The sequence below is a fragment of the Listeria monocytogenes genome (genome assembly GCF_041765605.1).
Taxonomy (GTDB): Bacteria; Bacillota; Bacilli; order Lactobacillales; family Listeriaceae; genus Listeria; species Listeria monocytogenes_D.
In genome coordinates this window covers 22,590-49,054 of sequence record NZ_CP168900.1, presented here as the reverse complement: position 1 = coordinate 49,054, position 26,465 = coordinate 22,590, and the positions used below count along the sequence as shown (strand labels likewise).

At 38.0% G+C, this 26,465-nt stretch carries 27 protein-coding genes and 1 pseudogene; 2 read left to right on the top strand and 26 right to left on the bottom strand.

What is annotated here, in order from left to right; translation table 11 throughout:
• Nucleotides 1-10: 10 nt before the first annotated feature.
• The 16 genes and pseudogenes from rplI to AB2Q86_RS00155 all read right to left on the bottom strand — a co-directional run bounded on the left by rplI (nt 11) and on the right by AB2Q86_RS00155 (nt 15,945).
• Nucleotides 11-457: a 50S ribosomal protein L9 gene (rplI, locus tag AB2Q86_RS00230; protein WP_003721676.1), complete on the bottom strand. Its 447-nt coding sequence runs from the start codon at nt 455-457 to the stop codon at nt 11-13.
• Between the two features lie 2 nt (nt 458-459).
• A complete protein-coding gene (gene pdeA, locus AB2Q86_RS00225) occupies nt 460-2,433 on the bottom strand; it encodes a cyclic-di-AMP phosphodiesterase PdeA (protein WP_003721675.1) in 1,974 nt (657 codons plus the stop codon).
• A 166-nt stretch (nt 2,434-2,599) separates the two neighbouring features.
• A pseudogene (locus AB2Q86_RS00220) lies at nt 2,600-3,327 on the bottom strand (LytR/AlgR family response regulator transcription factor).
• Between the two features lie 18 nt (nt 3,328-3,345).
• Nucleotides 3,346-4,641 carry a sensor histidine kinase gene (locus AB2Q86_RS00215; RefSeq protein ID WP_014588973.1) on the bottom strand — a complete coding sequence of 432 codons (1,296 nt, stop codon included), beginning with the start codon at nt 4,639-4,641 and terminating at the stop codon, nt 3,346-3,348.
• A 95-nt stretch (nt 4,642-4,736) separates the two neighbouring features.
• Complete coding sequence (locus AB2Q86_RS00210; RefSeq protein ID WP_003721672.1) at nt 4,737-4,898, bottom strand: cyclic lactone autoinducer peptide; 162 nt, start codon at nt 4,896-4,898, stop codon at nt 4,737-4,739.
• Nucleotides 4,882-5,496, bottom strand: a complete 615-nt coding sequence (locus AB2Q86_RS00205; protein ID WP_003728981.1) for an accessory gene regulator ArgB-like protein — start codon at nt 5,494-5,496, stop codon at nt 4,882-4,884. Before AB2Q86_RS00205 ends, AB2Q86_RS00210 begins: the two co-directional genes overlap by 17 nt.
• Nucleotides 5,497-5,753: 257 nt before the next feature.
• Nucleotides 5,754-6,365: a PepSY domain-containing protein gene (locus tag AB2Q86_RS00200; RefSeq protein WP_003735137.1), complete on the bottom strand. Its 612-nt coding sequence runs from the start codon at nt 6,363-6,365 to the stop codon at nt 5,754-5,756.
• 152 nt (nt 6,366-6,517) lie between these two features.
• Entirely contained in the window at nt 6,518-6,757 is a 240-nt protein-coding gene (gene rpsR, locus AB2Q86_RS00195; protein WP_003721669.1) for a 30S ribosomal protein S18, read from the bottom strand.
• A gap of 43 nt (nt 6,758-6,800) precedes the next feature.
• On the bottom strand, nt 6,801-7,337 hold the full coding sequence (gene ssb / locus AB2Q86_RS00190; RefSeq protein ID WP_003721668.1) for a single-stranded DNA-binding protein: 537 nt from the start codon (nt 7,335-7,337) through the stop codon (nt 6,801-6,803).
• A gap of 55 nt (nt 7,338-7,392) precedes the next feature.
• Nucleotides 7,393-7,686, bottom strand: coding sequence for a 30S ribosomal protein S6 (rpsF, locus tag AB2Q86_RS00185; protein ID WP_003721667.1), 294 nt, complete (start codon nt 7,684-7,686; stop codon nt 7,393-7,395).
• Nucleotides 7,687-7,964: 278 nt separating this feature from the next.
• Nucleotides 7,965-9,197: an arginine deiminase gene (gene arcA / locus AB2Q86_RS00180; protein ID WP_012582216.1), complete on the bottom strand. Its 1,233-nt coding sequence runs from the start codon at nt 9,195-9,197 to the stop codon at nt 7,965-7,967.
• Nucleotides 9,198-9,274: 77 nt separating this feature from the next.
• On the bottom strand, nt 9,275-9,934 hold the full coding sequence (locus AB2Q86_RS00175; RefSeq protein ID WP_003721665.1) for a DedA family protein: 660 nt from the start codon (nt 9,932-9,934) through the stop codon (nt 9,275-9,277).
• A gap of 188 nt (nt 9,935-10,122) precedes the next feature.
• Nucleotides 10,123-11,208, bottom strand: a complete 1,086-nt coding sequence (locus AB2Q86_RS00170; protein ID WP_012582217.1) for an SIS domain-containing protein — start codon at nt 11,206-11,208, stop codon at nt 10,123-10,125.
• A 1-nt stretch (nt 11,209) separates the two neighbouring features.
• Nucleotides 11,210-12,568, bottom strand: a complete 1,359-nt coding sequence (locus AB2Q86_RS00165; protein ID WP_012582218.1) for a PTS sugar transporter subunit IIC — start codon at nt 12,566-12,568, stop codon at nt 11,210-11,212.
• A 12-nt stretch (nt 12,569-12,580) separates the two neighbouring features.
• Nucleotides 12,581-14,983, bottom strand: a complete 2,403-nt coding sequence (locus tag AB2Q86_RS00160) for a glycoside hydrolase family 9 protein (protein ID WP_012582219.1) — start codon at nt 14,981-14,983, stop codon at nt 12,581-12,583.
• Nucleotides 14,980-15,945, bottom strand: coding sequence for an ROK family protein (locus AB2Q86_RS00155; RefSeq protein WP_012582220.1), 966 nt, complete (start codon nt 15,943-15,945; stop codon nt 14,980-14,982). Before AB2Q86_RS00155 ends, AB2Q86_RS00160 begins: the two co-directional genes overlap by 4 nt.
• Before the next feature lie 201 nt (nt 15,946-16,146).
• On the opposite strand from AB2Q86_RS00155, the gene AB2Q86_RS00150 reads away from it, so the two are divergent.
• Entirely contained in the window at nt 16,147-17,202 is a 1,056-nt protein-coding gene (locus tag AB2Q86_RS00150; protein WP_012582221.1) for a LacI family DNA-binding transcriptional regulator, read from the top strand.
• A 16-nt stretch (nt 17,203-17,218) separates the two neighbouring features.
• Nucleotides 17,219-18,028 (top strand): Cof-type HAD-IIB family hydrolase, encoded by an 810-nt coding sequence (locus AB2Q86_RS00145; protein ID WP_012582222.1) that lies wholly within the window; start codon nt 17,219-17,221, stop codon nt 18,026-18,028.
• A 36-nt stretch (nt 18,029-18,064) separates the two neighbouring features.
• Here the strand turns inward: AB2Q86_RS00145 and AB2Q86_RS00140 are convergent, their stop codons facing one another.
• The 10 genes from AB2Q86_RS00140 to AB2Q86_RS00095 all read right to left on the bottom strand — a co-directional run bounded on the left by AB2Q86_RS00140 (nt 18,065) and on the right by AB2Q86_RS00095 (nt 26,405).
• On the bottom strand, nt 18,065-18,403 hold the full coding sequence (locus tag AB2Q86_RS00140; protein WP_003728738.1) for a DUF4064 domain-containing protein: 339 nt from the start codon (nt 18,401-18,403) through the stop codon (nt 18,065-18,067).
• A 234-nt stretch (nt 18,404-18,637) separates the two neighbouring features.
• Nucleotides 18,638-19,513, bottom strand: a complete 876-nt coding sequence (locus tag AB2Q86_RS00135; RefSeq protein WP_012582223.1) for a S66 peptidase family protein — start codon at nt 19,511-19,513, stop codon at nt 18,638-18,640.
• Nucleotides 19,514-19,596: 83 nt separating this feature from the next.
• Nucleotides 19,597-21,498 (bottom strand): beta-glucoside-specific PTS transporter subunit IIABC, encoded by a 1,902-nt coding sequence (locus AB2Q86_RS00130; protein ID WP_119721746.1) that lies wholly within the window; start codon nt 21,496-21,498, stop codon nt 19,597-19,599.
• A 204-nt stretch (nt 21,499-21,702) separates the two neighbouring features.
• Nucleotides 21,703-22,344 carry a copper homeostasis protein CutC gene (locus tag AB2Q86_RS00125; RefSeq protein WP_012582225.1) on the bottom strand — a complete coding sequence of 214 codons (642 nt, stop codon included), beginning with the start codon at nt 22,342-22,344 and terminating at the stop codon, nt 21,703-21,705.
• 55 nt (nt 22,345-22,399) lie between these two features.
• A complete protein-coding gene (locus AB2Q86_RS00120) occupies nt 22,400-23,104 on the bottom strand; it encodes an SIS domain-containing protein (RefSeq protein ID WP_003728734.1) in 705 nt (234 codons plus the stop codon).
• A 27-nt stretch (nt 23,105-23,131) separates the two neighbouring features.
• On the bottom strand, nt 23,132-23,959 hold the full coding sequence (locus AB2Q86_RS00115; protein ID WP_003728733.1) for a PTS system mannose/fructose/sorbose family transporter subunit IID: 828 nt from the start codon (nt 23,957-23,959) through the stop codon (nt 23,132-23,134).
• A complete protein-coding gene (locus AB2Q86_RS00110; protein ID WP_003725640.1) occupies nt 23,934-24,737 on the bottom strand; it encodes a PTS mannose/fructose/sorbose/N-acetylgalactosamine transporter subunit IIC in 804 nt (267 codons plus the stop codon). The genes AB2Q86_RS00115 and AB2Q86_RS00110 overlap by 26 nt, the downstream gene beginning before the upstream one ends.
• Before the next feature lie 22 nt (nt 24,738-24,759).
• Nucleotides 24,760-25,248, bottom strand: a complete 489-nt coding sequence (locus AB2Q86_RS00105) for a PTS sugar transporter subunit IIB (RefSeq protein WP_012582226.1) — start codon at nt 25,246-25,248, stop codon at nt 24,760-24,762.
• A complete protein-coding gene (locus AB2Q86_RS00100) occupies nt 25,248-25,649 on the bottom strand; it encodes a PTS sugar transporter subunit IIA (protein WP_012582227.1) in 402 nt (133 codons plus the stop codon). The genes AB2Q86_RS00105 and AB2Q86_RS00100 overlap by 1 nt, the downstream gene beginning before the upstream one ends.
• Nucleotides 25,650-25,664: 15 nt before the next feature.
• Nucleotides 25,665-26,405, bottom strand: coding sequence for a GntR family transcriptional regulator (locus tag AB2Q86_RS00095; RefSeq protein WP_003728730.1), 741 nt, complete (start codon nt 26,403-26,405; stop codon nt 25,665-25,667).
• Between the last annotated feature and the right edge of the window lie 60 nt (nt 26,406-26,465).

Below are 26,465 nucleotides of genomic sequence, written 5' to 3'. Positions count from 1 at the left end.
TTAAGAAAAATTATTCTTCACTCACATGTACATCAAGCGTTGCCGTTACTTCATGGTGCAATTTCACCGGCACCTTCGTATGTCCTAAAGCCCGAATTGCTTCTGGTAAGTCCATTTTACGTTTATCTATTTTAATACCATGTGTTTTTTCAAGCGCTTGAGCAATTTGTTTAGATGTAATAGAACCAAACAATCTGCCGCCCTCACCAGACTTCGCTTTTAATTCCACTGTTAAATTTTCCATTTTTTCTTTCAAAGCTTTTGCTTCAGCTAGTTCTTCAGCAGCTAATTTATCTTCTTTTTTCTTTTGCGCTGAAAGAGTGCTTAAAGCCGCATTGTTAGCCTCAACTGCGTAACCATTTTTAATTAAAAAATTGTTTGCGTAACCATCAGCAACATTTTTAGTTTCACCTTTTTTACCTTTACCTTTTACGTCTTTCAAGAAAATAACTTTCATAATTATGTTTCTCCCTTCCAATACGCATCAATGGCGCTAATTAATTGTTTTTCTGCTTCTGCAATTGTAACATCTTTAAGCTGTGTGGCTGCATTCGATAAATGTCCGCCACCGCCTAGTTTTTCCATAATGACTTGCACATTGATTTGACCCAGCGATCTCGCGCTAATCCCGATTAATTTATCCGGACGTAGCGTAATAACAAAGGATGCCTGCACGCCTTCCATCGAAAGCATCGTATCTGCCGCCTGCGCAGCTATAACTGTGCCAAATTCCTCGTCTTCATGTCCAGTCGCAATCGCCATACCATCATGATAAATTTCAAGCGACTCCACTAAACGACTCCGCTGTGTAAAAGTAGTAATATCTTCCTTCAAAAATTGCTGAACTAAAATCGTGTCCGCACCAAGCGACCGTAAATAGCTCGCCGCATCAAACGTTCGCGACCCAGTCCGAAGCGTAAAGTTCTTCGTATCAACCACAATCCCGGAAAGAAGCGCTGTTGCCTCGATTTTCCCAACCTGCTCTAAATCCGGTTGATACTCAAACAGCTCCGTAATCAGTTCGGCAGTGGAAGAAGCATATGGTTCGATATAAACAAGCACCGGGCTTCCGACAAATTCCTCTGAACGACGATGGTGATCGACAACCACCACATTCGTAGCAGAGTCAAGCAATTCCTTATTAATAACCATCGAAGGTTTGTGCGTATCAACAACCACAAGCAAACTCTTCTCCGTGATATTTTCTAGCGCGACTTGCGGTGTAACAATATTTTTAATCACATTTGGATATTCTTCAATTTCATTCATTAATCGCTTCACATCTGGACTCATTTTGCCAGGTTCCACGACCACATAAGCATTCCGATCATTCATCTCAGCAATTCGCATCACTCCAAGACTCGAACCAATTACGTCCATATCCGGATAACGGTGCCCCATAACAAAAACTTGGTCACTTTGCGTAATCAACTCTTGCAAGGCTTGCGAGATAACACGTGCGCGAACACGAGTCCGTTTTTCCATCGGATTTGTTTTCCCGCCATAAAAACGCACTTTTCCTTCAGGTTGCTTAATTACGACCTGATCGCCGCCACGACCTAAAGCAAGGTCCAGACTAGACTGCGCCAAATCGGCCAGCTGAATCAAATCATCTTCCTTATAACCAATCCCAATACTAAGCGTTAATGGAATATTTTGCTTCGACGTCCGTTCACGAATCCGGTCCAATATTTGAAACTTCTCTTCCTCCAACCGCTTCAACATTTCCTCCGTCAAAAAGGCCATAAAACGATCCGTAGAAATCCGTTTCAAATAGATACGATGCTCTCTGGCCCAGTTGGTCAACATCGACGTCACCAAATTATTTAAAGCACTGCGACGTCTATCATCCATCCCCTGCGCCCATTCATCATAATTATCTAAGAAAATAACCGCAAAAACAGATTTATTCGCCTGAAACTTCTTATTTAAATCATAATATTCTGTTCGGTCATATAAATACAAAATCCGTTCCTTACGCTTTACTATCGTATCAAAACGGTGATCACGCCAAGCAATCGACATAATCCCCTTTTCATCATTCCCAGTAATAACGTCCAAAAATTCCGGTCCTACTTCTTCCAAAGATTCCCCGATTAACTCTGCCTTATCAAAGTATTTTGACATAAACGGGTTAACCCATTCGATTTTGTAATGTTCATCATATAGAAGTATTCCCATTGGCATCTCAACAAGCGCTTCTTCTTCACTACGCTTAATCCGATACGTTAAATTCGAAACATATAGTTGAACGTCTTCATTCAAGCGATATTCAAAATAAAACATCGCAACCGTAAGAATAATCCCACCAACAACAACTAACGCAGAAAGCCACCACGAAAAAAAGAACGTGATTACGCTCAAAATAATTGTCGCCGCAATCAGACCGTATAATGGATATTTAAGCATTCGTTTTTGAAAATAGCCTGACATTTCATCCAGCTCCCCATTTTTTTACATACCTTTTGTCTGAATTTGAGTATCTATATCATAACACAAACTTAACTAACAATTCATCACTATTATTTTACCCATATTTCCTCATTTCATCAAACGCGAACATGGCATGGTACAAAAAAAGCGACCTTCAAGGCCACTTTTATAAACTCAAGCTTTTAATTAATTTCGACGATGCATAACAATTTTCTCCATTAGACATCTTCACCACACCTTTTGTCGTATCTAGTTCGTGAATATTTTCTTATTCACAATATACGACCTGTGACAACGATAAAACGATTCGTCCAACATTTTCTCAATATTCTTCAACTTACCATAAAATTCCACTTGGCGATTTTTGCCATGTAAAATTACTTTATGAATAGTTGGCGCTGTCTCAAAAAACAAGATATCATCTAACAACTCATGAATAATCTTCTTATCCGACACTTTAAACGTAAAATACTTCTGCATGTCTTGGTCATTAGAAATCCGTTCTTCCGCTTGCTTCATACACGAAAGCACTCGGTCATGCAGCATATCAATATCGTCTTTAATGATATAATCAAGCGCTTCCACCTTATACGTGAAAGTCATATAACTTAACTCCGCATGTGTTGTAATAAAAATAATGAAACCACGCGGATCAAACTTCCGAATTTCCTGAGCTAATTCAAAACCATTCATGTCCGGTTGTCCTAAATCAATGTCTAAAAAATAAAGCCCCATACCTTGATGTGTAGGCATTCGTGATACTAACTCAAACGGATCTCCTGTTGAAAGTTCTAACTTCATATCAAAATGTTCAACCATAATATAGTCTTCAATATATTTCGTTAACCTTTCTCGCTGCATTCTGTTATCTTCACAAATAAAAACCGGTAGCATAAATTCATCCCCATTCTTCTACATAATTTCTAATTCTTGAATAACTTCTCTATCGGTCACTTTCGTATCTAAGGCAACGTGTGAATATTTCTTCATAATCTCCCGCAAACTAGCAAGACCTAATCCACGACCTTCTCCTTTTGTAGAGAAACCTTCTTCAAATATCTTATAAATCGGCGGCATATTCACCGGTAAGCTGTTCGCGAACACAATGATAATGCTATCGCCTTTTTTCACGAACGCGATTCGTATAACTGGATTTTCACAAGTTAGCGCCGCTTCAACCGCATTATCCAGTAATATCCCGACAACTTTACATAAGTCTATGCTGTCCATCGAAATTTTATCAATCGGTTCAACTACTTCCAAAATCGCATCAATTTTTAACTCCTGAGCTCGTATTAATTTAACAGCCAGCAAGCCCTTCAGTTCAATGACATGAATATTTTGAAGTAATGAAATCTTATAGTTATTCGATTCAATTGTTTTATTTATAGGTACAATATTATTTTCAAAGTAATACTTCAAACCCGGCATATCATTATTATCAATATATCCTACTAGCGTAGACAAGATATTCACATAATCATGACGAAAAACTCGCATTTCTCTATGCAGGGACTCTAATGTCGTAACATAATCCTGTAACTGTTCTAGCTGCTCCTTCTGATTCTGTACTTTAAGTTCGTTGGTCGCCGTATTAATAACAACCGTCACTATCACTATTAGCAAAATGGTATAACCAGTAAAAATAAGCGTATTAATTTTTAAAACCGAACCATCGAAGCCTGCAATCGAACCCGCGTAAATATTCATATAAAACGCTAAAACAGTAAGTGCAACGATAGAAAAGATAATATACGCATATTTTCTATGTTCAATAAATCTTGTTATATCAATTTTTTCAGTAAGCTTCCTAAGTAGAAAAGAAAGCACCAACAGGTTCGTTAGCATTCCTGCACAATAAACTAATGTTGGAAGTAATTCATTAAATATATCATCATATTTAAAATTCAAACCTGGTACTAAAATAAAACCTACTATAGAATCACTAATAGTAAGCAAAATTATAACTACCAGCGTAATAGATCCCGATACTATCAAATTTTTATTTTTCCAATATAAGGCACTTACAAAAACCAGCAACACAAAAATCATCGACCAATACTGAACTAATGTAAATAAAGGGAAGGCTAGCATAGCAATTGCTATAGTAACCAATCCCTCTTTAATTGAAAAAACTCTATTCGTCAAAATCTGGATTGCTATAAAAATACCCGTTATCTGTATAATTGCCATCAAAATACTAAACATATTAATCCTCCACTGTCTAAAATATCTATGTTTAAATATGTAAGTTTGCCTTCTTTTTATTTTAGCATGAATTTTGACGTTATACAGTTTTTAATTTATTTATTTTCGTTTTTTTCTTGCATTTTTACAAATGGACTTTTTGGTTCGTATACAAACATGAAGCAAGCTTTACTCATAGAAGAATCCGCAACTTTCATGGATTGTTCTTCTAGTTTTCTAGAAAGGAATTTACCAACTGATTTATTCATATTTTTCATAGTTCCGATACCTCCTTCTTAATAGTTTGTAAGTAAGTGGATTAATGCTTATCACCTGAAACAAAGATCCTATCATGATTAATGTTTTCATCTCTGCGAATGGTATTAGTAACGCAATTCCCGTTAAAATTAGCGTTCCTATCATCGCTTTTCTTTTTAGTGTTTTTCGGTGTTCTTCACCGATTAAAGGCAAACTTTCTGTGTCTGCCGGAGCGAATAAAAACATGTTGAGTAGTATGAATGCAAATGTGCCTAAAACAATCCAATTATTAGAGGGGACATTTTGAAAAACAAATGGCGCAAGCACAAACATCATCAAACTAATTAACGTACAATTCAATGTTTTGGTTGCGTGTAATCCAAAAGAATACCGTCTAAGCCATAAATATGACAGATGCACTGTCACTGTTTGCAGTAAAAGCCCTGTTACTAAGGCAATACCGTATACGAGAGCAAACTTCATGACATTAATTAAAATTATTTCCAGCCCATATTTTACTTTTAAATAACCTTCTTCATCATCTTTCCAGCGGTCTTTCGAAATCAAAACATCCGCCATTCTTTCTGATAAAGGGACTTTTGCGGTAAAATTACTCAACTAATTCACCTCCACTAATATTTTACAACGAATTTACCCATAATAACCAAAAATGTAATGAAATGTCCGATTCTTGTCATGAACGACCAAAAAACAGCAAAATTGCCGATTTTTTGGATACAGTTCAGAATATTCAAACGTGTAAAAAGAACTGTATGATAGGTTTAAAAACCCATATTAATATTTTATTTCAGTAATTTTATTCATAAAAAAAGGCGGCTGTGAAAGAATATTCACAGCCGGACTCCTCTACCTATTTAATCATCTTGTTCTGTTTGAAGAACATCTAAGGTTTTTGCATTTAGTTTAATTTCGTATTTATTATTGTCTTGTTTTACAGTAACTTCATAATAAGTTGTATCTAATTCTCTTTCTATTTTCCAACTTGTTACGTCGCCTGATTGTTCTGATACAGCTTTATCCATGGCTTCTTTTGGTGTTTTAATACCATTTAAGTCGATTTTTTCGTTTTCTTTTTCTACTCCACCAGCATCTTCTCGGTCAAGTCGATCTGTTTCATCACTTAGTTGTTCTTTTGTTTCAGCGTCGAACTTCATTTCGTATTCATTATCATTTGAAATTCCATCAACTTTATACACATATTTCCCCAAGCTTTTTTCTAATTCAACGCTAGATATTTCTGCATCACTATGTTTGTCTTTGAACGCATTAATCGCGTCTTCATAACTCATATCGAAGCTTTTGTTTTGCAAGCTATCTGATGAACTTTCATTATTACTGCTTTTGCTACTAGTAGTTTCGTTTTTGCTATTATTTGATGATGTATCCTTATCATCGTTAAAACTACATGCTGACAAAGCTCCTACTAATAATACTGCCACCCCTACTGTTGCTAATTTTTTATACATATTTGTTTCCCCCTGTGCATTTTTTTACTTCTCTTCAAGAATAACATGAATAGTTAACCTTAACTTCCTCCTTAGGTCTTAGGTTTGCAAGACTTAAGATCTAAGTCAATAAAAAACAGCCTAGAAATAAATTCTAGACTGCTAAAATTAACTTATTTTTCTTCAGCAACAAATGGTAGTAATGCCATTTGGCGTGAGCGTTTGATAGCAACAGTAAGTTTACGTTGATATTTAGCGCTTGTTCCAGTTACACGACGAGGTAAAATTTTACCACGTTCGGAAACGAATTTTTTAAGAAGTTCTACATCTTTATAGTCGATATGCGTAATACCATTGGAAGTAAAGTAACATACTTTTTTCCGACGGCGTCCGCCTCTGCGTCCTCCAGCCATTGAAAGTTCCTCCTATCTTAAAGTTCAAACCGCTAAAATGATTTTAGAATGGCAAATCGTCATCAGAAATGTCGATTGGCTTACCATCACTTGCAAAAGGATCATTGTTAGTGGATTGATAATTTTGATTTTGAGATTGTTGCTGGTCCTGTCCGAATCCACCGTTATTTGTAGGTGCTTGTCCGAAGTTATTTCCACCGCTATTATAATTATTGTTGTTATTGCCACTTTGATAGTTATTTCCGCCACCGCCATTAGAATTACGCGGTTCAAGGAATTGAACGCTCTCTGCTACAATTTCAGTCACATAAACACGTTTGCCGTCGTTCCCCTCGTAATTACGAGTTTGAACACGACCATCAACGCCTGCCATGCTTCCCTTCTTCAGGAAATTAGCAACGTTTTCTGCCGGTTTACGCCAAACAACACAATTAATAAAGTCGGCTTCTCGTTCTCCTTGTTGGTTAGTGAAAGTACGATTTACAGCTAATGTAAAAGTCGCAACAGCCACGCCTGCTGGAGTGTAACGTAATTCAGGATCTTTTGTTAAGCGTCCTACAAGTACTACACGATTCATCATGCAAAACCAACCTCCTCTCGTTTAGTAAATCAAGGTCCTAGCCTTGAATAAATTCTTATGCTTCTTCTTTAATTACCATATGACGAATGATATCATCAGAAATTTTAGCTAAACGGTCAAATTCGTTGATAGAATCTGCTTTATCAGCGTTTAATTTCACGATGTGGTAAAAACCATCACGATAGTCATTAATTTCGTATGCTAAGCGACGTTTACCCCATTCTTTTGATTCGATGATCTCCGCACCATTTTCAGTTAAGATTCCGTCAAAGCGTTCTACAACAGCTTTTTTCTCATCTTCTTCAATGTTTGGGCGAATGATGTACATAATTTCGTACTTTCTAGCCATCTACTCTACACCTCCTTGTGGTCTTAAGCGGCTCTGATATAGCATGAAACCACACCATATCCCTGAAATTCAGACTGCCTTTAGCAAGCCTTAAAATCAAGAGCGAGCAAGGAATAATTTATAATTACTCACAATAAAATATTATATCATAGCGCAAACTAACCAGCAAGATATTTCTTGAAAATTCTGGTTTGAAAACACTATAGCACATCCCAAAATAGCCGACAATACTTTTAGCGAAAGTCGCATTTTGAAAGGGAATTCTCGTTTTTTAAAGCCTATTTTAGATTTTCTCTAGATAGCGGCATTGTCATACATCTTGGCCCACCACGACCTCTAGAAAGCTCCGAACTAATTACTTCATGAACCTTTATACCCGCACTTCTTAAAAGATCGTTTGATACTTGATTTCGATCATATGTAATTACTTCTCCAGGAGCAATTGCAAGCGTATTTGCCCCATCATTCCATTGTTCCCGCGCAGAAACAATTACATCTTCTCCACCACAAGGAATAAAATCAACTTCTGGCTCCCCCAAAACTTCCGCAATCACACGCTTGAAATCTCTACGTGGAGTGATATCCAGTCCATTCTCGCTTTTTTCTAAAATATAAATATTGAGTTCTCCTTGTTGATTTTGAATTGCTGGATGAATCGTGAACTGCGCATAATTGACCATTGTGAAAACCGTGTCCAAATGCATAAATGACCTTGTTTCTGGAATTTCAACTGCTAAAACTCGTTTAATTTTTGGAGAACGGCTAAATAAACTTTCCGCAAGCCGTTCGACAGCTCGCGCGTCTGTTCGCTCAGATACGCCGACAAGAATAGTTTCTTCAGTGAGAACCAACTCATCTCCACCTTCTAAAGAAAATGGCTCCTCGCGACCTGACCACACTGGTATTTCTTGATTACTAAAACGAGGATGATGTTTTAAAATCAGCTCAATAAACATTGACTCTCGCCTTCTTGCTGGCTGAAACATTTTATTGATCGTTACACCGTTTCCAATAACAGCTGCTGGATCTCGGGTGAAATACAAATTTGGCAACGGGTCTAGGAAAAATGGATATTGTTCATCCATCATTTCATTTAAATGTTTCTTTTTCCGCTCCGGAATTTCTGATTTTTTCAAACCAGACATCAATTTGCTAATCATTTCTTCTTCATCAAAAGACATCAAATAATCTCGCACATATAACGCGCTTTCGTCCATTTGATTGGATTCTTTAATTATTTTTGTTAAAAAAGATTCTTTATTGTTAGCTGCTCGCAAAGCTTCAGCGGCCAGTTTTTCTAAGTAAAGCACTTCGATATTCGAACCTTGCATTGTTTTAACAAAAAAATCATGTTCCTTCTGCATCATTTTCAAGTATGGTATATCGTCAAATAACAGGGATTCGAGATATTCCGGTGTAATATTTTCAAGTTCAGAACCCGGTCTTTTTACAAGAACTGTCTGGAGTTTGCCAATTTCGGATGTAATGTTCAATGCTTTTTCCATTTTCATCACCTCTTCCTAATTAGTTACCCTAAAAGTTTATTATTTATGCGAAAGATTTCCCGGGAAATAAAAAAGCACAGAAATTATTCTGCGCTTTTTTTGTCCATTTTACTTTTAATGAACGAAACTACCATTGGGATAACGGAAACTACGATAATTCCGATTACTACTAACGAGAAGTTGTCTTTTACAATCGGGAAGTTTCCGAAGAAGTAACCCGCGAGCGTACAAAGTAATACCCAAACAGTCGCTCCTAAAATATTATAATTTAAGAAATAACGATAATTCATACGGCTTGCTCCAGCTACGAACGGCGCAAAGGTACGAATGAATGGCATAAATCTAGCAATAAAAATTGTTTTTCCACCATGTTTATTGAAGAACGCCTCTGCTTTTTCCATCTTTTCTTTGTTGATTAGTTTTCCAAACCAGCTATCTTCTGGTATCGATGTGCCAATTTTTTTACCGATATGGTAGTTCACTGTGTCACCTAGAACCGCTGCTAACCATAAAGTAATGATTAGGGGAACAATATGTAAGATTGAACCATCTAATACGGATAATGCTCCGGCCGCAAAAAGTAATGAATCTCCTGGTAAAAACGGAAATACTACCAATCCAGTTTCTATAAAAACAATCAAGAACAAAATGATGTAAGTCCAAATTCCAAAATTATTTATAATCTCAACTAAATGTTGGTCAATGTGTAAAATGAAATCAATGATGTAGGTAATAAAATCCACCAGGTACTCACTTCCTCTTCTTTTTTTAAAAACTCAAATTCCATTCTACCACAAATCAACATTGCTTGTATCAGACTTGTGATGTATTTACTAATTCTTAACAATTAATTGCTATTAGTTTTCCCATATGAGCGAAAAAAGACTGGAAAACCCTATACATTTTGGGTTTTTCCAGTCTTTTGGTAAATTTAAGCATAGTCTCCTGGTTTTGTTTTACTCTTCATTGCTACGCCAAAGTCTGTGTAGATACGTTCTGTTAATTTGTTTCCTTTCAACTCCGCAATGTGATGCGCTAAGATTTGGAAAGGCAGAATCATTAGAAACGGTGCTTGGAATTCGTCTAAATCCGCTGGTATCCCTAATGTTCGTTCGTTTTCAGTTGTTCCAAATTTAACTGTATACGTAAACGGCGTGTATTTAGATTCATAATCGCGTAACAAAACTAATCGCTCGGTAACTTCACTTTTTGTCTCTAAGAAGAATATTCTATGCTGTGGATTTACTTCTAAATATGGGCCATGCATAAATGCTTCTAAATCAAGGCCTTGAGATGGCACGCGAACAGTTTCTGAGAATTTTGTTTCAAATTCTTTGCACGTTCCAACAGTTGGACCATATCCAATAGCTGTGAACTTCGGTGCGGCAGCAAATTCTTCTTGCCATTTTTCATAAAATGCCTCTGTTTTAGCGATAGTTTCCGGGATTGCATCCGTCGCCCGGCTAAATGCGTTGATTTCATCATTGAACCTTGTTTCATCAATTTGCGCTGTTTTGTAAGCAAAATGAAGTCCTGCGAGCATCAATGTTAGAACAGTTGCTGTAAAACCTTTTGTTACGTAGCCAACTCGTTCTTTTCCGGAGCCGATATCAAGTGTAATATCTGCAAACTCAGCAATTTCACTCGTTACATCACTAGTTAGCGCCACTACTGGCACAGAAGCTTCTTTTTTCACTCGTTCTAACGCGGAGATAGTCGATGTGCTTTGGCCACTTTGCGAAATTCCGATGACCAAATCTAGATGACTTGATAATTTTTCATAATATAAATGGTTGAACGGTTCTTCAATTGTAATGCGGACATCGGCTAGATTTTCAATGTAATATTTGGCGCTTTGAGCTGCATTTAAACTTGATCCAGTTGCTAAAATTAGCCATTCTTTTGCGCCATTTTTTACGAGTGATTCTAGTTTTTCTGCATTTGTTTGGAAATCTGCTAAAATTGCTCGACACATTTCCTCTTCTTCATTAATATACGTCATCATTGTTGGTTTCATTTTAAACTTCTCCATTCGTTACTGTTTCTGCTTCTACTTTCCCAGCAGCTTTTTGTTCTAAAACATACGCGCGGTTTGCTACGAGTACAAATGGTAGGTAAATCAGTGTTCCAACGATAATAATTGCGATTTGAAGGATGGACGCGCGAATGTCTCCACCTGTCGCAAGATAACCAGAAAGCACTGGTGGCGTCACCCACGGAATCAAGATGTAAGTTTGGCTAATCCAGCCCCATGAAGTTGCGAAGTATGCCATAGCAGTCGAAGCTAGAGGTGCAATAACTAATGGAATACCATAAATCGGGTTGAATACAACTGGCAGACCGAACATTAGTGGTTCGCTGACGTTGAATATACTCGGAATTAAGCCGAATTTTGTGACCATACGGTGATCCGGTCGTTTAGAAGCAATGAAAATCGCGATAACTAAACAGATGATGGTTCCGCCTCCACCCATGTATACAAAAGCGTCTAAAAACGGTTGTGTAACAATGTTTGGTAGAGCTGTACTTGCATTCACTGCATCAATATTTTGTTGCAAGGAAGTTAAAAGTACTGGCCCGGAAATCGCGCCTAGTACGAACGCGCCGTGAATACCGAAGACCCATAAGAATCCCGCTAAGAACACATAAAGTAGAATCCCTGGTAGCGTTTGGAAACCGCCAACTAATGGAATTTGTAGTACTTTTACGATAATTTCTGGAATACTCATTGATACAAAACTAACTACAAGTACTTCGATAATTGCTAAGATACTTAGAACTAAGAAAGATGGAATTAAAATGTTAAATGATTTTGCAATTGCTGGTGGAACACTTTCAGGCATAGAAATTTTTAATTTTTTGCTTTTCGAGAATTTCGCAAGCATGGTAACACTGACTAAAGCAGCGATGATTGCAAGGAACATTCCTGTCGAACTTGTCATTTCTTGGGTTAAAACGCCGCCAGCCTCAAAAGCTTTACCGTCAACCGACATTAAATGTGAAGATGCTGGGATCAAAACGACATATGCTGCTACTGCAATAACCCCTTCCGTACGACCTTCCATCCCGTATGATTTAGCTAAAAAGTTACCAATTAAGAATGCGGCTAAAATCGCCATAATACCAAGTGTCGCGTTATAGACTTGAATACCTACACCTAAATAATTTTCTACGTTTGGAATGAATTTAAGCAGACCATTTTCTGGTTGAAGTAACACGTTATTTACAAGCAAGAAAAATGCGGCAATAATCGTAATCGGAATCATTGCTGCAAAGCCATCACGAATTGCCATGATATGCTTTTGCGATGAAATTTTTTGGGCAAAAATTGATAATCCTTCAATAAATCGGCTAGATAAACTTCTCTCTGAACTCATTTTTTTGTCCTCCTATGACTTTCCTGTTATTTTGTTTAAACCTGCTACAATTGACATCCATTTGCCGGCATTACCGACCCAAACTTCCTTATAAGTTGCATTATTAAACTCCGGCCAGTATGGTTCATCTTCATTTCTAAAAGTTTCCATTCCGACTGGTATTTCCCCTGTGATTTCGCCATTCAGCACACTATATTGCTGTGCGTAGCGGTAACCTTCGCCGTGCATCATTGATTGTCCAAATGGATTCATACCAATTACCCACTGCAATTGACCTTCCGCAATGTCCAGAAGCGCCTTATCTTGCAAAATTTTCCCAGCAATCGATGCCGCTTTTCCTGCTGAAAGTAAAATAGCGTTATTACCTCTAAATGAGAACCAAATTGGGAATTTTCGTAAAGCTATCTCATCGTTTATTTTGATACCTTGCTCAAATTGCAATTGGTATTCTTCTATCGCTCGTTCATCAATGAGTAAATGTTGTAAGTGGAAACTTGCTTCGTCTAAATACTCGTCTTTTTTGTAAAGCCCTGCCGGAATCAGCGGATATGGTTTAGTGAAACGTGTTACTTTTTTCAAGTAATCACCGTACATTTCGACTGATTGCTTCCAAGTTTGTTTTTCTGAATGCGCTGGTTGCGTTTCAAGTGCCGCCTCAAGTGCAAGTAAATAAAGATGTTCGCGCGCTTGATGATTAAAATGCTGAATAACTTTGTGCGTTTTATCGCGGTAGAAAAATCCTTTGTAAAGTTCACTAGTTTCGCTGTCTTTAACCCCAGCTGTTTCTTGCGCTTCTAACATCAAATCTAACCACTCGGCTGCTTTTTCCGCATAAATTTCTTTGTCTGTTAGTTGATAAACCATTGAAGCCGCCCAAGAAGCTGTCGCATAATATAAACTTTCCGAGGTTTGATACGTATGCTCCCAGAAAATCGGTTTTTGACTTGTTCCGTGTTTTTCGAGCTCCTCTATCGCAAAAAGTAAATCCTCTTCCGCGATTCTCAGCAAATGATTCTGCATAGTAGCATTATCCGTAATTTGGCTGCCGATATAGGCTTCAATACCGGCACAATAAAAGTTCTCATAAGCTTGATTGTGAACGCGCGCAATAGCGTCATCCATGCCACCAACAAGTCCATCTGTCCATCTCGTCATACCAGCACTAGTGGCCCTAAAACCGTCTCCGAAGCGCGTTTTCAAAATAAAATCTAGTCCCCACTCGCCTTCTTCTAAAAGACGCATTCGCAACGCTTCCTCTTTATCAGGTAAACTCGCAGCCATTTCATATAAAGCCATCGTTACTTCCGCTGTTTGAATGAGTTGCTGTGAAACATCTCCCGCATCGTGCCAGCCTCCATTAAATGACAGCTGTTTGCCATCATGTTCAGCAATAATATCCGCATGACAAGTCGTATGTTTACCAAAAACCGGACAGCCACAACGTTCGCAGAAAATAAAATTGAGTGATTTCCAGATAGAAGATTCCCAAATCACTTCAGAAGTCCCAATTTGGAAAGTTTCCGATTGCATATCCGCAAATTTCAAATAGTATTTGCCCACAGTTTGTAAATCAGAAAAATCAAGAATAATGAAATTGCCAGTTTCTGTTGTATTTTGGTAACTTTTTCCTGTAAAAACAACTTTATCTGTTTCTTTTTCGTGAATTGTAAAGGTACTCGCAGCATGGTTATTCGCGCAAAACGCCACTTTTGGCATGTCTTTGGAGTAGCCATTATGCGAATAAATTAGCGTGTTATTTTGAGGAATCCAACCCTTGGAAATCTCCGGCTCACTGATTTGTTCTAATTTAATTTCATTAATGAATAATTCCATCGTTCCAGCAGTCAGTCGCTCTGGGCCATTCAAGTAATAGCTAAAACTCATTTCGGTCATTCGGTCGCGCGGCAAACCTTCAATTTCAAAAATGACATCATTCCATTCATGATTGATTAAATTCACGCCATGAACACCTTCTCGCCCATATATATCAGGCACTTTCACGGTTCCGTCGTTTTTAAAACTAATCATTAAATAGGGATTTGTTACTCCAGGAAAATAAGGAAAAACTTGAATTCGTACACGGTTAAAGCCGCTCCAGTCCTCATTTTCGAGTGATGTCGATATGGTAACGTTACCAAAATTGGTGTAATCACCGTCATCCGGAGCACCAGCGGGCCAATGTGGCATATCGACTGGTGAAGCAAGCTTAATTTCTCCTTGTTCTGAGATAGCAAATTCTCCCGCACCTTGATGTGTAAAATCTAAGGAAACTTGTTGTTTAGAGCTAAATAAAGTCCTACTTGATAAAACTTGTTTCTTTTTCGCTAAAGTTTCTAACGCGTGCTCGGTTTCAATAGGGAGTGGCCGATGAATAATACCAGTTTGCGCAATTTGTCGTTCCATACTTGGCTTCATTCTTTTCCTCCTTCATTTCCTAATTTCATTCCAATAACTGCGGCACCAATTAAACCAACTTTATCTTTCTCAAGCTTGGAGCGGACAACACCTTTTGTAACAAAACGGATTGTATTGCTTTGAAGATTAGCTAAAATCTTTTGGAAAAAATGTTCGTTTTGCGTCACGCCACCGCCTAAAATTACGCATTCAGGATCGGTTGTACGAACTAAATTCATAATTAAATTGGCTAGTTGTAGTGTTGCATTATCAATGATTTTCTCCGCAAGTACATCTTTTTGCTCAGCGGCGTGAAGAACCAGTTTTCCAGTTAGTTCTGCTTGATTTTCAGCAAGTACCGATGTTGGATAGTTTTTTAAATGCCTCAGCGCCTCTTCTTTAATTCCAAGGCCAGAAGCAAGTCGTTCCACACAACCGCATCTGCCACAGCCACAGCGTACATCGCTATGAATATCTACTACAGCATGACCGATTTCACCCGCATTAAAGTGCCCACCTTGTGTAACACGTCCATCCACCACAAATCCAGCAGCAAGACCGGTTCCAATATTTAAATAAATAAAATCATTTGTTTCTCGGCCCCAACCAAATTGTTGTTCGGCCATTGTTGCGCAAACTACGTCATTGCCAAGACTTACCGGTAACCCTGTTTTCGCTTCTAAAATGTCAGCAAGTGGGGTTGGGTTCGTCTTCCCTGGTTCGATTTCTAACCAAACACCTGACTTGTGATCCACTCGGCCAACGAGCCCTACGCCAATACTCGTCTGTTTTTCTGCTATAAAACCAATATTCTGCGTGTAATCATCTAATGCCCCAAGCAGCACTTCGGTAGCTTTAGTCTGATTCTCCGTATTGCTTGGATAGCTCTTAGAATTTAGCACCTCACCATCTTTTGTTACTTCACCAATTAAAATTTTAGTGCCACCTAGATCAATTCCGATGACAGATTCTTGTATGTTCAACTATTCCACCTCATTTTTGGTAACGTTACCAAATAAAACCATTTGTTGATAGCGCTTTCTACCATAGAATAACCGGATAATTTTAATATGTCAACCCTTTTTCGCAAATTTTTGATAACGTTACCAAATTATACTTGTTATTTGCCCTTAAATACGCTACACTTAAAATAGTTAAAAATGCTTACGAGGTGAACATTCCTAATGAAAAAAATAACTATACAAGAAATCGCTAAACTTAGTGGTGTTTCCGTTTCCACTGTTTCGAGGGTCCTTAATAATAGCCCCTCTGTTTCAGCTGCAAAACGCCAAAAAATTCAAGCAATCATCGATGAACATAATTACACACCTAGCGTTTTTGCTCGTGGAATGGTTAATAAGCAAACGAAGAATATCGGTGTTATTTTACCAGATATTTCCAATCCTTATTTCATTTCACTTATAACACAAATTCAAAAATTCGCGCTAGATTATATGTTTTCGACGATTTTATTTAATACCATGCTTGCCGAGCCAAATAATAAGAATAACCAACATCCTCTGACCGAAGAAGATTACTTGAAAATCATTTTAGAAAAGCAAGTGGATGGTTTACTTATTTTAGGCGGCGAAATTGATAAAGAAATCGTTTCAAAAGAGTATATTACTGCTCTAAATCAACTAAATAAAGCAATTCCGGTAGTTGTGATTGGGTCGAAAATCCCTGAGCTCAACTGTTTATTTATCGAACGTAATTTAAAAAAAGGCGTAACAACCTTAGTTAGTCATCTAACTGCACTTGGTCATAAAAATATTGGTTTTATCGGTGGGGAAGCTGGCGTGAAAATCACCACTTACCGTCTAGAATCTTTTAAAGAAGCCATGGCGAGCTATCAACATCCGATAAACGACGACTGGGTGGTTCTGTCTGATTATTATACGGCTGATGGCTACGCAGCAATGACTCAACTTTTAGAAAATAGCGCTACTTTTCCGAGTGCGCTTGTGGCTATCAATGACAATGTGGCTATCGGGGCAATTCGAGCGATTAATGATGCCAATCTTTCTTGCCCAGAAGATATTGCTATTGTCAGCTGCGATCAATTTATGAATGGCGATTACCAAACTCCGCGCTTAACTTCCATGGATCAACACAATGAATATCTTGGTAAAATGGCGATTTTACAACTGATTAGCGCCATTAATGGTCAAGTTGAGCCAATGATTATCAACCATAATCCAGAATTAATTATCCGCGAATCATGCGGCTCTAAGCTATAACGAAAGGACGGTCTACTTGGAAAAATACTTAATTTGTTCTGATTTAGACGGAACATTACTACTTAAAAACCAAACTATTTCACCAAAAACGCTAAATTTATTGCAACAATTAATAGAAGAAGGTCATCATTTTGCCGTTTCTACCGGTCGAATGTATAATTCCGCAACAGACTTCGCCAACCTCGTTCATCCAAAAGCAGATGTCATTGCTTCCAACGGTGGCGTGGTTGCAGTATCCGGCGAGATTATCCAACAAGAAAAAATGAAACAATCGGCGTTACTCGAGACATTTTTATTGTGCCAAAATCATGACTTACCAGTGTTTTTCTTTTCAACAGATACTGTTTACTACACTAAAAATCCGCCATATTATTTTACGGATGAAGAAGATAAAGGCCGCGTAAATGCTACAAAACTCGTTGCGATTAAAACAAGAGAAACTTTCCTTGAGCATGCGGACCAGTTCATTAATGGTATCGTAATCGAGGAAGAAGATTTCGACAAACTCGCAGTCCTTCGAAGTGAGCTAGAAAAACTATCCGATGTTTCTATCCTTTCTTCCCATGCCAATAATATCGAAATTTTACCAAAAGATATGGATAAAAAATACGCCGTGAAAGATCTCGCTGCACATTTAAATATCAAACCAGAAAATGTAATTACTTTTGGTGATGGTGAAAATGATATTGGGATGCTTGAAGTAGCTGGCGCAGGGGTTGCGATGGAAAATGCGAGTGAACTAGTGAAAAAAAGTGCTGATTTTGTTACTAATGCAAATGACGCCGATGGAATTTACCACTTTTTGAAAAAACATCTTAATCGTTAATAAAAAAAGCTGCCCACGCGGACAGCTTTTTTTCATTTATTCTTCTACGGAAGCAGCTTCTTCATAGTTAATTAGTGCAATTAATCCGCCAACAGCAAGTAATACGATTGGTAGTAAGAACATAATCGAAATTGACATTGTACAACCTATTGCAGCTGCAACCATCATTGCTCCACCAAGACGAGGCTTATGCGAAACAACAAACGATCCTGCAAGTCCCACTCCAGAAAGCACAAGTGAACCAATCGTTAACATATAGAAGAAAAATGACTCCTCTTCTAATGCTTGTGAAATATCAGGAATAACTAGAACCATCAAACTAAATCCAATACCCAGTGCCGCCCCTAAAAAGCCAAGTAATCCTTCAACTTTCATGATAAAAACTCCTTTTTTATACGCATTTTCTTTTATGTTATCATTTTAACAAAAAATTGAATAGTTATCAGCTTGGAAGATTAAAAAAAAGACCGACAATCAAGTCGGTCCAAAAAAGGGAGTTTAGGATTTTAAGGAAGTTTACAATTAGCAAAAAGGGAGTAAAACTAATTGTATTCCTTGCTTACAAGTTCTATATTAAAGGTTAATTATGAACATTTCGCAATAAAATTATTAAAAATTTGTTAATGTTTCACGTGAAACATTAACTTTTGCACCAATTAAGCATGGTTTTGCATCTACACTATGCCCTATTTCGCTTGTTCGGAAAATCGGCAACTTATAATTCCGACCAATTTGTTGATATAAGCGACCAATTCTTTCATATTCACCGTTTTCCTCCGCTTCGGAATGTTGTCCCACAATAACTCCTAAACATTTAGAAAACGCTCCTAATTGCTCTAATTGAGCCACATATGATGCAATCTTCGCCTCTTTCCCACCGAGACTTTCTAACAAAATTATTTTATTAGTGAGATCAGGCATAAAATTTGTTCCTGCTAACTTTAAAAAGCAACGAATGTTTCCTCCAATAACTTCGCCATCATGCCACACAAACTCATTAAGCTGCTCTCCGCTAATTAATACACGATTTTCAAAAAAGGTTTTTCTAAAATGACTCTGCTGCAACTCACTATCTTTACCAACTAAATGAAGCAATTGATAATTATAACCCCGTTGTTCTGTTTTCGTATAAATAGCATTCAAAATTACCGTTAGATCACTATAGCCAACAAACGGTTTTTGCGCATTTCGGATAATATCAAAATCAAGATACGGCAATACTTGATTGGCTGCATCTCCACCAGAAATATCAAAAATCATTTGCACATCTGAACGCTGGTATAATTTCATCAGTTCTATCGCACGATCTTGCGGAGTACCACTAAATGGCGATTCATCTTTTTGAAAAATAGTTTCAGCAAAAACTACTTGCAAGCTAAATTCTGTTTTTAGTACTCGCTCAAGCAGTGCAATTCTGTTCTCAGCTTCTTTTTTCCGACCATCAGAACAACAAATAATTCCTACTGTATCGCCTTTTACTAGCATAGGTGCTTCACCGTCCGTTTTTTCTCAGTATAACATAAAAACAGCTTGAGCAAGTTACTGCCCAAGCTGTTTATTTAAAAGTCTTAAATTACTAATGTGATTAAACGTTCTTCTAGTTTTGCTTCTTTTGCATCTGTAATCATTACGTCTAAATATTGATTGGAGTTAGTTACTACTACTGGAGTTGTAACGTCATATCCAGCAGCTTTGATGCCTTCAATATCAAATTCAGTTAGTAATTGACCTTTTTCGATTACGTCGCCTTGTTTCACGTGTGCTGTGAAGAATTTACCTTCTAGTTGAACTGTATCCATACCGATGTGGATTAATACTTCTGCACCGTCTTTAGTTGTAATACCGATTGCATGGCCAGTTGGGAAGATAGTTGTTACTGTTCCTGCTGCTGGAGCTACTACACGTCCAACTGTTGGGATGATTGCAACACCTTTTCCAAGTGCACCGGATGAAAATGCTTCGTCTTTTACGTCTGCTAAAGTTACGATTTCGCCAACTACTGGAGCTGGAATTGTTTCACGTTCGATTAAAGTTTCGCCTTCTACTGTGTTAGATGGTTCTACTACTGCTTCAGCTGGATCTTTGAATCCTGCTACATAAGTTAAGATGAAACCAAGGATGAAGCTGATAACGATTGCGATAACTACCCACCAGAATGCACTTGTGATACCAGAACCTGGTTGGAAGAAGTTAGGAAGACCGAAGATTCCAAGTCCACCCATGATATAAACTTTTGCACTTGCAAAACCAATGATTCCGCCACCGATTGCACCGGCAATACAGCTCATGATGAATGGTTTTTTCAGTGGTAAAGTAACCCCGTAAATCGCTGGCTCAGTTACACCAAAGATACCGGAAATAAATGCTGGAATACTAAGAGATTTAAGTTTTGTATTTTTAGTTTTGAAGAATACTGCTAATACTGCACCGATTTGGGCAAAAGAAGCACCGAACATCATTGCAAGTACTGGATCTGCTCCAAGTGTTGTTAAGTTGTTGATTGCCACTGGAATAAGACCCCAGTGAAGTCCAAAGATAACGAATACTTGCCAGAAACCACCTAAGATTAAACCAGCAACGACTGGGCTTAAGTTGTAAATCCAAATTGTTCCTGCTCCAAGTAGTTGACCAGCCCAAGTTGCGATTGGTCCGATTACAAGGAAAGTAAGTGGAACTATTACTAATAACGTACAGAATGGAACTACGAAAGTTTTAATTACATCTGGAATGATTTTTTTGAAGCCTTTTTCTACTTTTGAACCAAAGTATGTTGCTAAAATAATTGGAATAACAGAAGATGCATAAGACATCAAGATAACTGGAATTCCTAAGAATGTTACGTGAATTGGAGATTCAAAAATTGTTCCTTGGAAAAGTGTGTAAATTGGGTCACCTGCTGAAATGCCTGCAAGTGTTGGATAAACTAGGGAAGCACCAATTGCCATCCCGATAAATATGTTTCCGCCGAATTTTTTCATTGCTGTGTAACCTAGGAAAATTGGGAAGAAGTAGAATAAACAATCCCCAATTGCATAAAGTAGTTGGTACGTACCTGAAGTAACTGTAATCCAACCAAATGCTGCAAACATTGCTGTGAAACCTTTAATCATACCTGTTGCGGCTAATACACCTAGAACTGGTGTAAATACGCCAGAAATCATATCGATGAAGCGGTTGAAGATGTTACCACTTGCTGGTGCATTACTATCGTCACCTTCAGCTGAAATTCCACCAACTTCTAATACTGCTTTAAATACGTCTGGTACATGGTTACCGATAACTACTTGATATTGACCACCACTTTTAATGACAGAGATTACTCCATCAAGCTTTTCAATTTCTTTTGTGTTCGCACTATTCTCATCTTTCAGTTTAAACCGAAGTCTGGTAATACAATGGAAAACACTGTTGATATTTTCTTTACCGCCGACATTTTTCAAGATGTCTTTTGCTAACTGTTCATATTTCATTTTGACGACTTCCTTCCTCTTTTTGGTTTTTTGGGCAAAAAGAAAAACCTAAGCTCATTCGAGGACTCCACGTATACACGTGTCCTTCAAATCAGCTTAGGTTTTGCCCAATGAATTGGTAACAATCCTTTGTGATGAGATAAATATATCATATAAAGAAAACGGTTGCAAGCCTTTTTTAAAAATAAATTTATTTGGGGAGTTTTAGCGCTCCCCAAACAAGTCAGTGCCATGCATTTCAGCCGCTCCTGTTTCTTTTATAATCCATTCCATATTGTGCGATTTAATTCCTCCACCTGGTAAAATAATGATTCGACCTGCTGCGTAATCAATATATTTTCGCCAATGAACAAAAGTTTCTTCGGGAAGTTTAGCGCCGTCACCACCGTGTGTGAGAATTCTTGTAACGCCGTGCTCAGCTAACCAGTCTATTGCCGGTAATTTTTCTGTTCCTACTAACTCATCAAACGCCATATGAAAAGTGACTTCCAGACCTGCTGCGGCTTTCAATAATTCAATTATGGCTGGTTTATCTAACAATCCAGAATCCGTAATACAGCCAAAAACCACGCCATCAACTGCTATTTTCTTGTACATCAAAATATCATCAACCATAACCGAAATTTCTTCTTTTGTATAAACAAAATTGCCTTTTCGGGGACGGACCATTGCCATTACACTTACATTTTGTTCATGGCAAATTTTCACCACATGTTTCGCAACCCCGTAGCTAACCGAAGTTCCGCCCTCCGCTAGATTATCACAAAGTTCCACTCGATTAGCTCCAGCTTCAATAACATTTACCAGATTAGTAATATTTTCAATACAGGCTTCTTTTAAAACCATCATCTAACCTCCAAAAAAGCGCGAAAATAATGTTCATTTTCGCGCTTCATTTTTATTATAAGTGGAAAATTCGATCAGCGAACTTGTCTTCAATAGCAAAATTGTATTCATAGCCACCATCAATATTTGCACTACGATAAACTGGTGGTGTATAGCCTTTTTCAAGCATAAGTTCTACTGCTTCATAGATTGTTTGTTGAAGAAGCAGGACAGCTGAGAATGAAGATGTTCCGCAAACTTTTCCTTCTAATCCCTCTAATTCAAGTGCCGCATCTCCTTGAACCGAGCGATTATCTAAAATAACATCCGCAAACTCGTACAACAGTTTGCCAGAAGAGTGCCTGGAAGCCGCCGTTTGTGAGGCATCAAGTGCCGTTACAACAATCAATTTACAGCCTTGTGCTTTGATCCATTCTGCAAGCTCAATTCCCATCGGATTACGGCCCGAGTTAGATATAAGGAAGAAGATATCATTTGGTTTTGCTTGCAATCTATGAGTCAATAAGGAACCAACGCCCTCAATGGATTCATAGTAACCGCCAGCCGGGTCCATAATAACTTTCGAGGGAATAAGTCCTCCCGCTCTCCCGCAAACTTCAATTGCCGCCGCATAAGAGTGTCCGCTACCAAATGCTTGGATAATCCCGTCGTTCATAATACTTTCTGCCACTAGTTTTGCTGCTTGATGAATGTTTTCCGCCTGGCTTTTCTCTAATTCCTCCGTTAATTCACGCGCTTTGTCAAAAAATGTTAAGCCCATTTTGTCTATTCCTCCAATTTTTATATTTTAACCTAGAATTTTTAGGTTGAATAAAATAATCGCAATAACCATTACTAATAAAATTGCTTTCGTAGATGTCATTTTTTTGTGGCCTAAAAGTGCATAGATTAGCGCCACGAGTAAGACCGGAACAAGTGATGGCATGATTTGATCGAGCATGTCTTGCATTTTGAGTTCTACTTTTCCTGATTTATAAACAAATGGCACGGTTGCTTTGATTACGGTTGGTATTAAAGCCCCAACGACCGTGACCCCGAGAAGAATTGCTGCATCGGTTAACGCGTTAAGTCTGTCTGCAAATTCCGTGACTAGCTTCGCACCTTGCTTGTATCCAAGTGGAAGTAAAGTGAATCTAGCTCCAACCACTAAAATATTAACTAATACCCAGATAACTACACCTGTCACATTACCTTGAAGCCCCATATATGCTGCAATTGATCCGAAAATCGTCGGCAAAATAACTCCGAAAATGGTATCACCCACACCCGCAAACGGTCCCATTAGTCCAGTTTTCAAACCGGTTACGACTTCTTTGGATGCTTTCTTTTCACGTTCTTCAATCGCCATATCCATCCCTAAGATCAAACCACCAACCATAGGATTCGTATTGAAAAATTGGTTATGCATATTCATCATATCTTTTAAATCATCGTCAGTTTTATAAAGTTTGCGAAGCGTTGGCAAAATACTATAAAGATAACCAGTCGACATCATTCGCTCATAGTTCCAACATATTTGGCTGGCAAACAACCAACGAAAGTTTGCTGCTATTAAATCGCGTCTCTTGAGGACTTTTTCAAAATCCTGCTCAGTCTTCGTATTCGCCATCTTCATTCTCCTCCCCAACTAGCGCTGCGCCATTTGCTCCTGCAGCTACTGGATTTTTGAAATTTTGTTTGAAGTAGATGATTGCTAATGCGACACCAATTAGCGCTACGCCTAACATTGGTACTTTTAGATAGGCTGCTGCTACAAATCCGATAATCAAATAAGCGACGAATTTGTTTGTTGGTAAGTAACGAAGGAGAATCGCGATACCAACTACCGGAAGAATTCCACCCGCTACACGAAGGCCGCCCATTAGCCATTCTGGAATTTCGTTAAGAATAAAATCAACCACGCTTTGTCCGAAAGTCAACATGATAAATACGGGAACTGCGCGTGATAAAGCCCATGGTAAAGCTCCGTACCAAATGTTCCTTTTAACCGCCGAAATGTTGCCCGAAGCGATGTTAGAATCAATCCGGTGCAAGAAAAATGTATTCGTAAATCTTGCTAAAATGTCTAATTGAACCATTAATAGCCCCACTGGAATTGCAAGTCCAATCGCAAATTCCGCATCCTGACCTGATAAAACAGCAAATACTGTACCGACGATTGCTCCCGTTGTAAAGTCAGGAATCGACGCGCCGCCATATGTACCAACACCTAAAACCATCAGCTGTAACGTTGCTCCAATCGCAAGTCCGAGCACCATGTCACCCATAATGATTCCAGCGAGCGTTCCTGTTATTACAGGGAAATTAAGTCCTATTACTAAAGTTAAAGCATCAAGAATGGTACAAGCTGCAAGTATAACTAACAATATAATCTGCCAAACTGCTAAATCCATTGTAGTTCTCCCTTCTTATTACTTATTTTTTTAATAAACTTGCAAATTCAACTGCATCCTCACTCGGAACCATTTGAGCAGTGATTTTAATGCCTTTTTGCAATAAATAATCAAAATCTTCCAAATTTTCATCCGTCACGCTAACTGATTTTTTAATTTGGCGACTCCCTGCTTTAGTTGACATATTTCCAACGTTAATTTGAGGAAGTTCTACATCCGCATCAACTAAACCGCGAAGAGCATGGGGCGATTTTACGATTAAGAAAACTTGCTGACCTGCGTATTTATCATTATTGATATTATTTGCGGCACCTTTTACTGTTAGAATACTTAACTTGACACCAGCTGGGACCGCGGTTTTTAAGGCAACTTTTTCCATATCATTTTTTACAACAGCATCGTCAACAATCATAATTCGCGTTGCCTTTATAGTATTGGTCCACATTGTTGCTACTTGTCCGTGAATTAATCTCTCATCTACGCGTACGTGTTTAATTCCGTTACTTCCCATCAGTCCTCTTCCTCCCCATCGTCACTTACTATCGTATGACTCGCTTTTAATTCCACAAATTGAGTATTTTCTTTTGCGCCAAGCATCGCTCCCTCCAAACTTTCTCCAAGGCTAAGCGGAATGATTAATCCTAGCGACAAACCTGATATAACTTTGACTTCTGGATGCTTAGCACTAAACATTTGAGCTGCATTACACGGTGTCCCACCAACAATATCAACTATGATAACGGTTTCATTATCAGGTGAATAAACGGCCGTGTAGGCGTCTAATACATCCGTCACCCCCATTTCTTCAGTAAAAGTAATTGCTGAGATATTGGTTGTTTGGCCAGTAATCATCTGGCAGCTATTTTTCACTTCCTGCGCGTACCGGCCATGTGCTGCGATAATAAAATTCAAGTAATTAACTCCCTTCTATTGTTTTTTCTTTTCAATTTCAATAGAGTAAAAATTATGCCGTAAATAGCTTTCAATATATTCATAGGGTTGCCCCTCTGGCACATAAGTTATTCTTTCAATGTGATAAAGTGGTAATTCGGTATCAATTTCAAGTAATTTAAAATTATTTTTATCTTTTACTGGAAATTCGACTTGAATACGCTCTTTCATTGCTTCGTGTAAAATATTAATGCCATAAAGCTCTTTAATAACCTCGGATAAAGAATTAAACCTTTCGAGATTCGTTAAGTCTACGTTGATCAAATTGGATTTTGCCATATAGTTGTTTTGAACGGTCCAAGGAACATCATCAATAAGACGGATTCGTTGGAAATGAACAATCATGTTTTCAGGTGGGATTTGTAAATTTTTAGCAATTCGCGCATCCTGAATTTCATTAATTGCAACGACTCTTGTATGTTCGTTAGCGATTTTTGTTTTGCGATTGAATTTTCCGTTCGGCACTGTCGTATATTCATTAAAAATAACTTCTTCGTTAATAATGGATTTACTAACGTATGTGCCTTTTCCTTGATAACGTGCTAAAATCCCAGCTCTTACTAGTTCATGTAAAGCGCGAACAACTGTCGTATTACTAACATTGTATTTCTTTTTCAGTTCATCTTCTGAATAAATTTTTTCCCCAGGTTTAAAAGTTCCGTCACTAATTAATCGCTTGATATCATTAATTATAATAGCGTATTTTGGTTCTGCCATAATAAATTCCCCCTAAAGCATCTCGCGCGTTAACACGTTAAGTTTTAGGTTAATGGTACC

Excerpts from the sequence above, each read along its gene's own strand:
- AB2Q86_RS00200 (WP_003735137.1), bottom strand. The coding sequence starts at position 6,365 with ATGTATAAAAAATTAGCAACAGTAGGGGTGGCAGTATTATTAGTAGGA.
- AB2Q86_RS00140 (WP_003728738.1), bottom strand. The coding sequence starts at position 18,403 with ATGAAAGTTGAAGGATTACTTGGCTTTTTAGGGGCGGCACTGGGTATT.
- AB2Q86_RS00130 (WP_119721746.1), bottom strand. The coding sequence starts at position 21,498 with ATGAAATATGAACAGTTAGCAAAAGACATCTTGAAAAATGTCGGCGGT.
- rpsF (WP_003721667.1), bottom strand. The coding sequence starts at position 7,686 with ATGGCTAGAAAGTACGAAATTATGTACATCATTCGCCCAAACATTGAA.
- AB2Q86_RS00125 (WP_012582225.1), bottom strand. The coding sequence starts at position 22,344 with ATGGTTTTAAAAGAAGCCTGTATTGAAAATATTACTAATCTGGTAAAT.
- pdeA (WP_003721675.1), bottom strand. The coding sequence starts at position 2,433 with ATGTCAGGCTATTTTCAAAAACGAATGCTTAAATATCCATTATACGGT.
- AB2Q86_RS00110 (WP_003725640.1), bottom strand. The coding sequence starts at position 24,737 with ATGGATTTAGCAGTTTGGCAGATTATATTGTTAGTTATACTTGCAGCT.
- AB2Q86_RS00210 (WP_003721672.1), bottom strand. The coding sequence starts at position 4,898 with ATGAAAAATATGAATAAATCAGTTGGTAAATTCCTTTCTAGAAAACTA.
- arcA (WP_012582216.1), bottom strand. The coding sequence starts at position 9,197 with ATGAAAATGGAAAAAGCATTGAACATTACATCCGAAATTGGCAAACTC.
- AB2Q86_RS00165 (WP_012582218.1), bottom strand. The coding sequence starts at position 12,568 with ATGAGTTCAGAGAGAAGTTTATCTAGCCGATTTATTGAAGGATTATCA.
- rplI (WP_003721676.1), bottom strand. The coding sequence starts at position 457 with ATGAAAGTTATTTTCTTGAAAGACGTAAAAGGTAAAGGTAAAAAAGGT.
- AB2Q86_RS00095 (WP_003728730.1), bottom strand. The coding sequence starts at position 26,405 with ATGGCAGAACCAAAATACGCTATTATAATTAATGATATCAAGCGATTA.
- rpsR (WP_003721669.1), bottom strand. The coding sequence starts at position 6,757 with ATGGCTGGAGGACGCAGAGGCGGACGCCGTCGGAAAAAAGTATGTTAC.
- AB2Q86_RS00170 (WP_012582217.1), bottom strand. The coding sequence starts at position 11,208 with ATGAAACCAACAATGATGACGTATATTAATGAAGAAGAGGAAATGTGT.
- AB2Q86_RS00160 (WP_012582219.1), bottom strand. The coding sequence starts at position 14,983 with ATGAAGCCAAGTATGGAACGACAAATTGCGCAAACTGGTATTATTCAT.
- AB2Q86_RS00115 (WP_003728733.1), bottom strand. The coding sequence starts at position 23,959 with ATGAAGATGGCGAATACGAAGACTGAGCAGGATTTTGAAAAAGTCCTC.
- AB2Q86_RS00150 (WP_012582221.1), top strand. The coding sequence starts at position 16,147 with ATGAAAAAAATAACTATACAAGAAATCGCTAAACTTAGTGGTGTTTCC.
- ssb (WP_003721668.1), bottom strand. The coding sequence starts at position 7,337 with ATGATGAATCGTGTAGTACTTGTAGGACGCTTAACAAAAGATCCTGAA.
- AB2Q86_RS00135 (WP_012582223.1), bottom strand. The coding sequence starts at position 19,513 with ATGCTAGTAAAAGGCGATACAGTAGGAATTATTTGTTGTTCTGATGGT.
- AB2Q86_RS00105 (WP_012582226.1), bottom strand. The coding sequence starts at position 25,248 with ATGGGAAGTAACGGAATTAAACACGTACGCGTAGATGAGAGATTAATT.
- AB2Q86_RS00120 (WP_003728734.1), bottom strand. The coding sequence starts at position 23,104 with ATGGGCTTAACATTTTTTGACAAAGCGCGTGAATTAACGGAGGAATTA.
- AB2Q86_RS00215 (WP_014588973.1), bottom strand. The coding sequence starts at position 4,641 with ATGTTTAGTATTTTGATGGCAATTATACAGATAACGGGTATTTTTATA.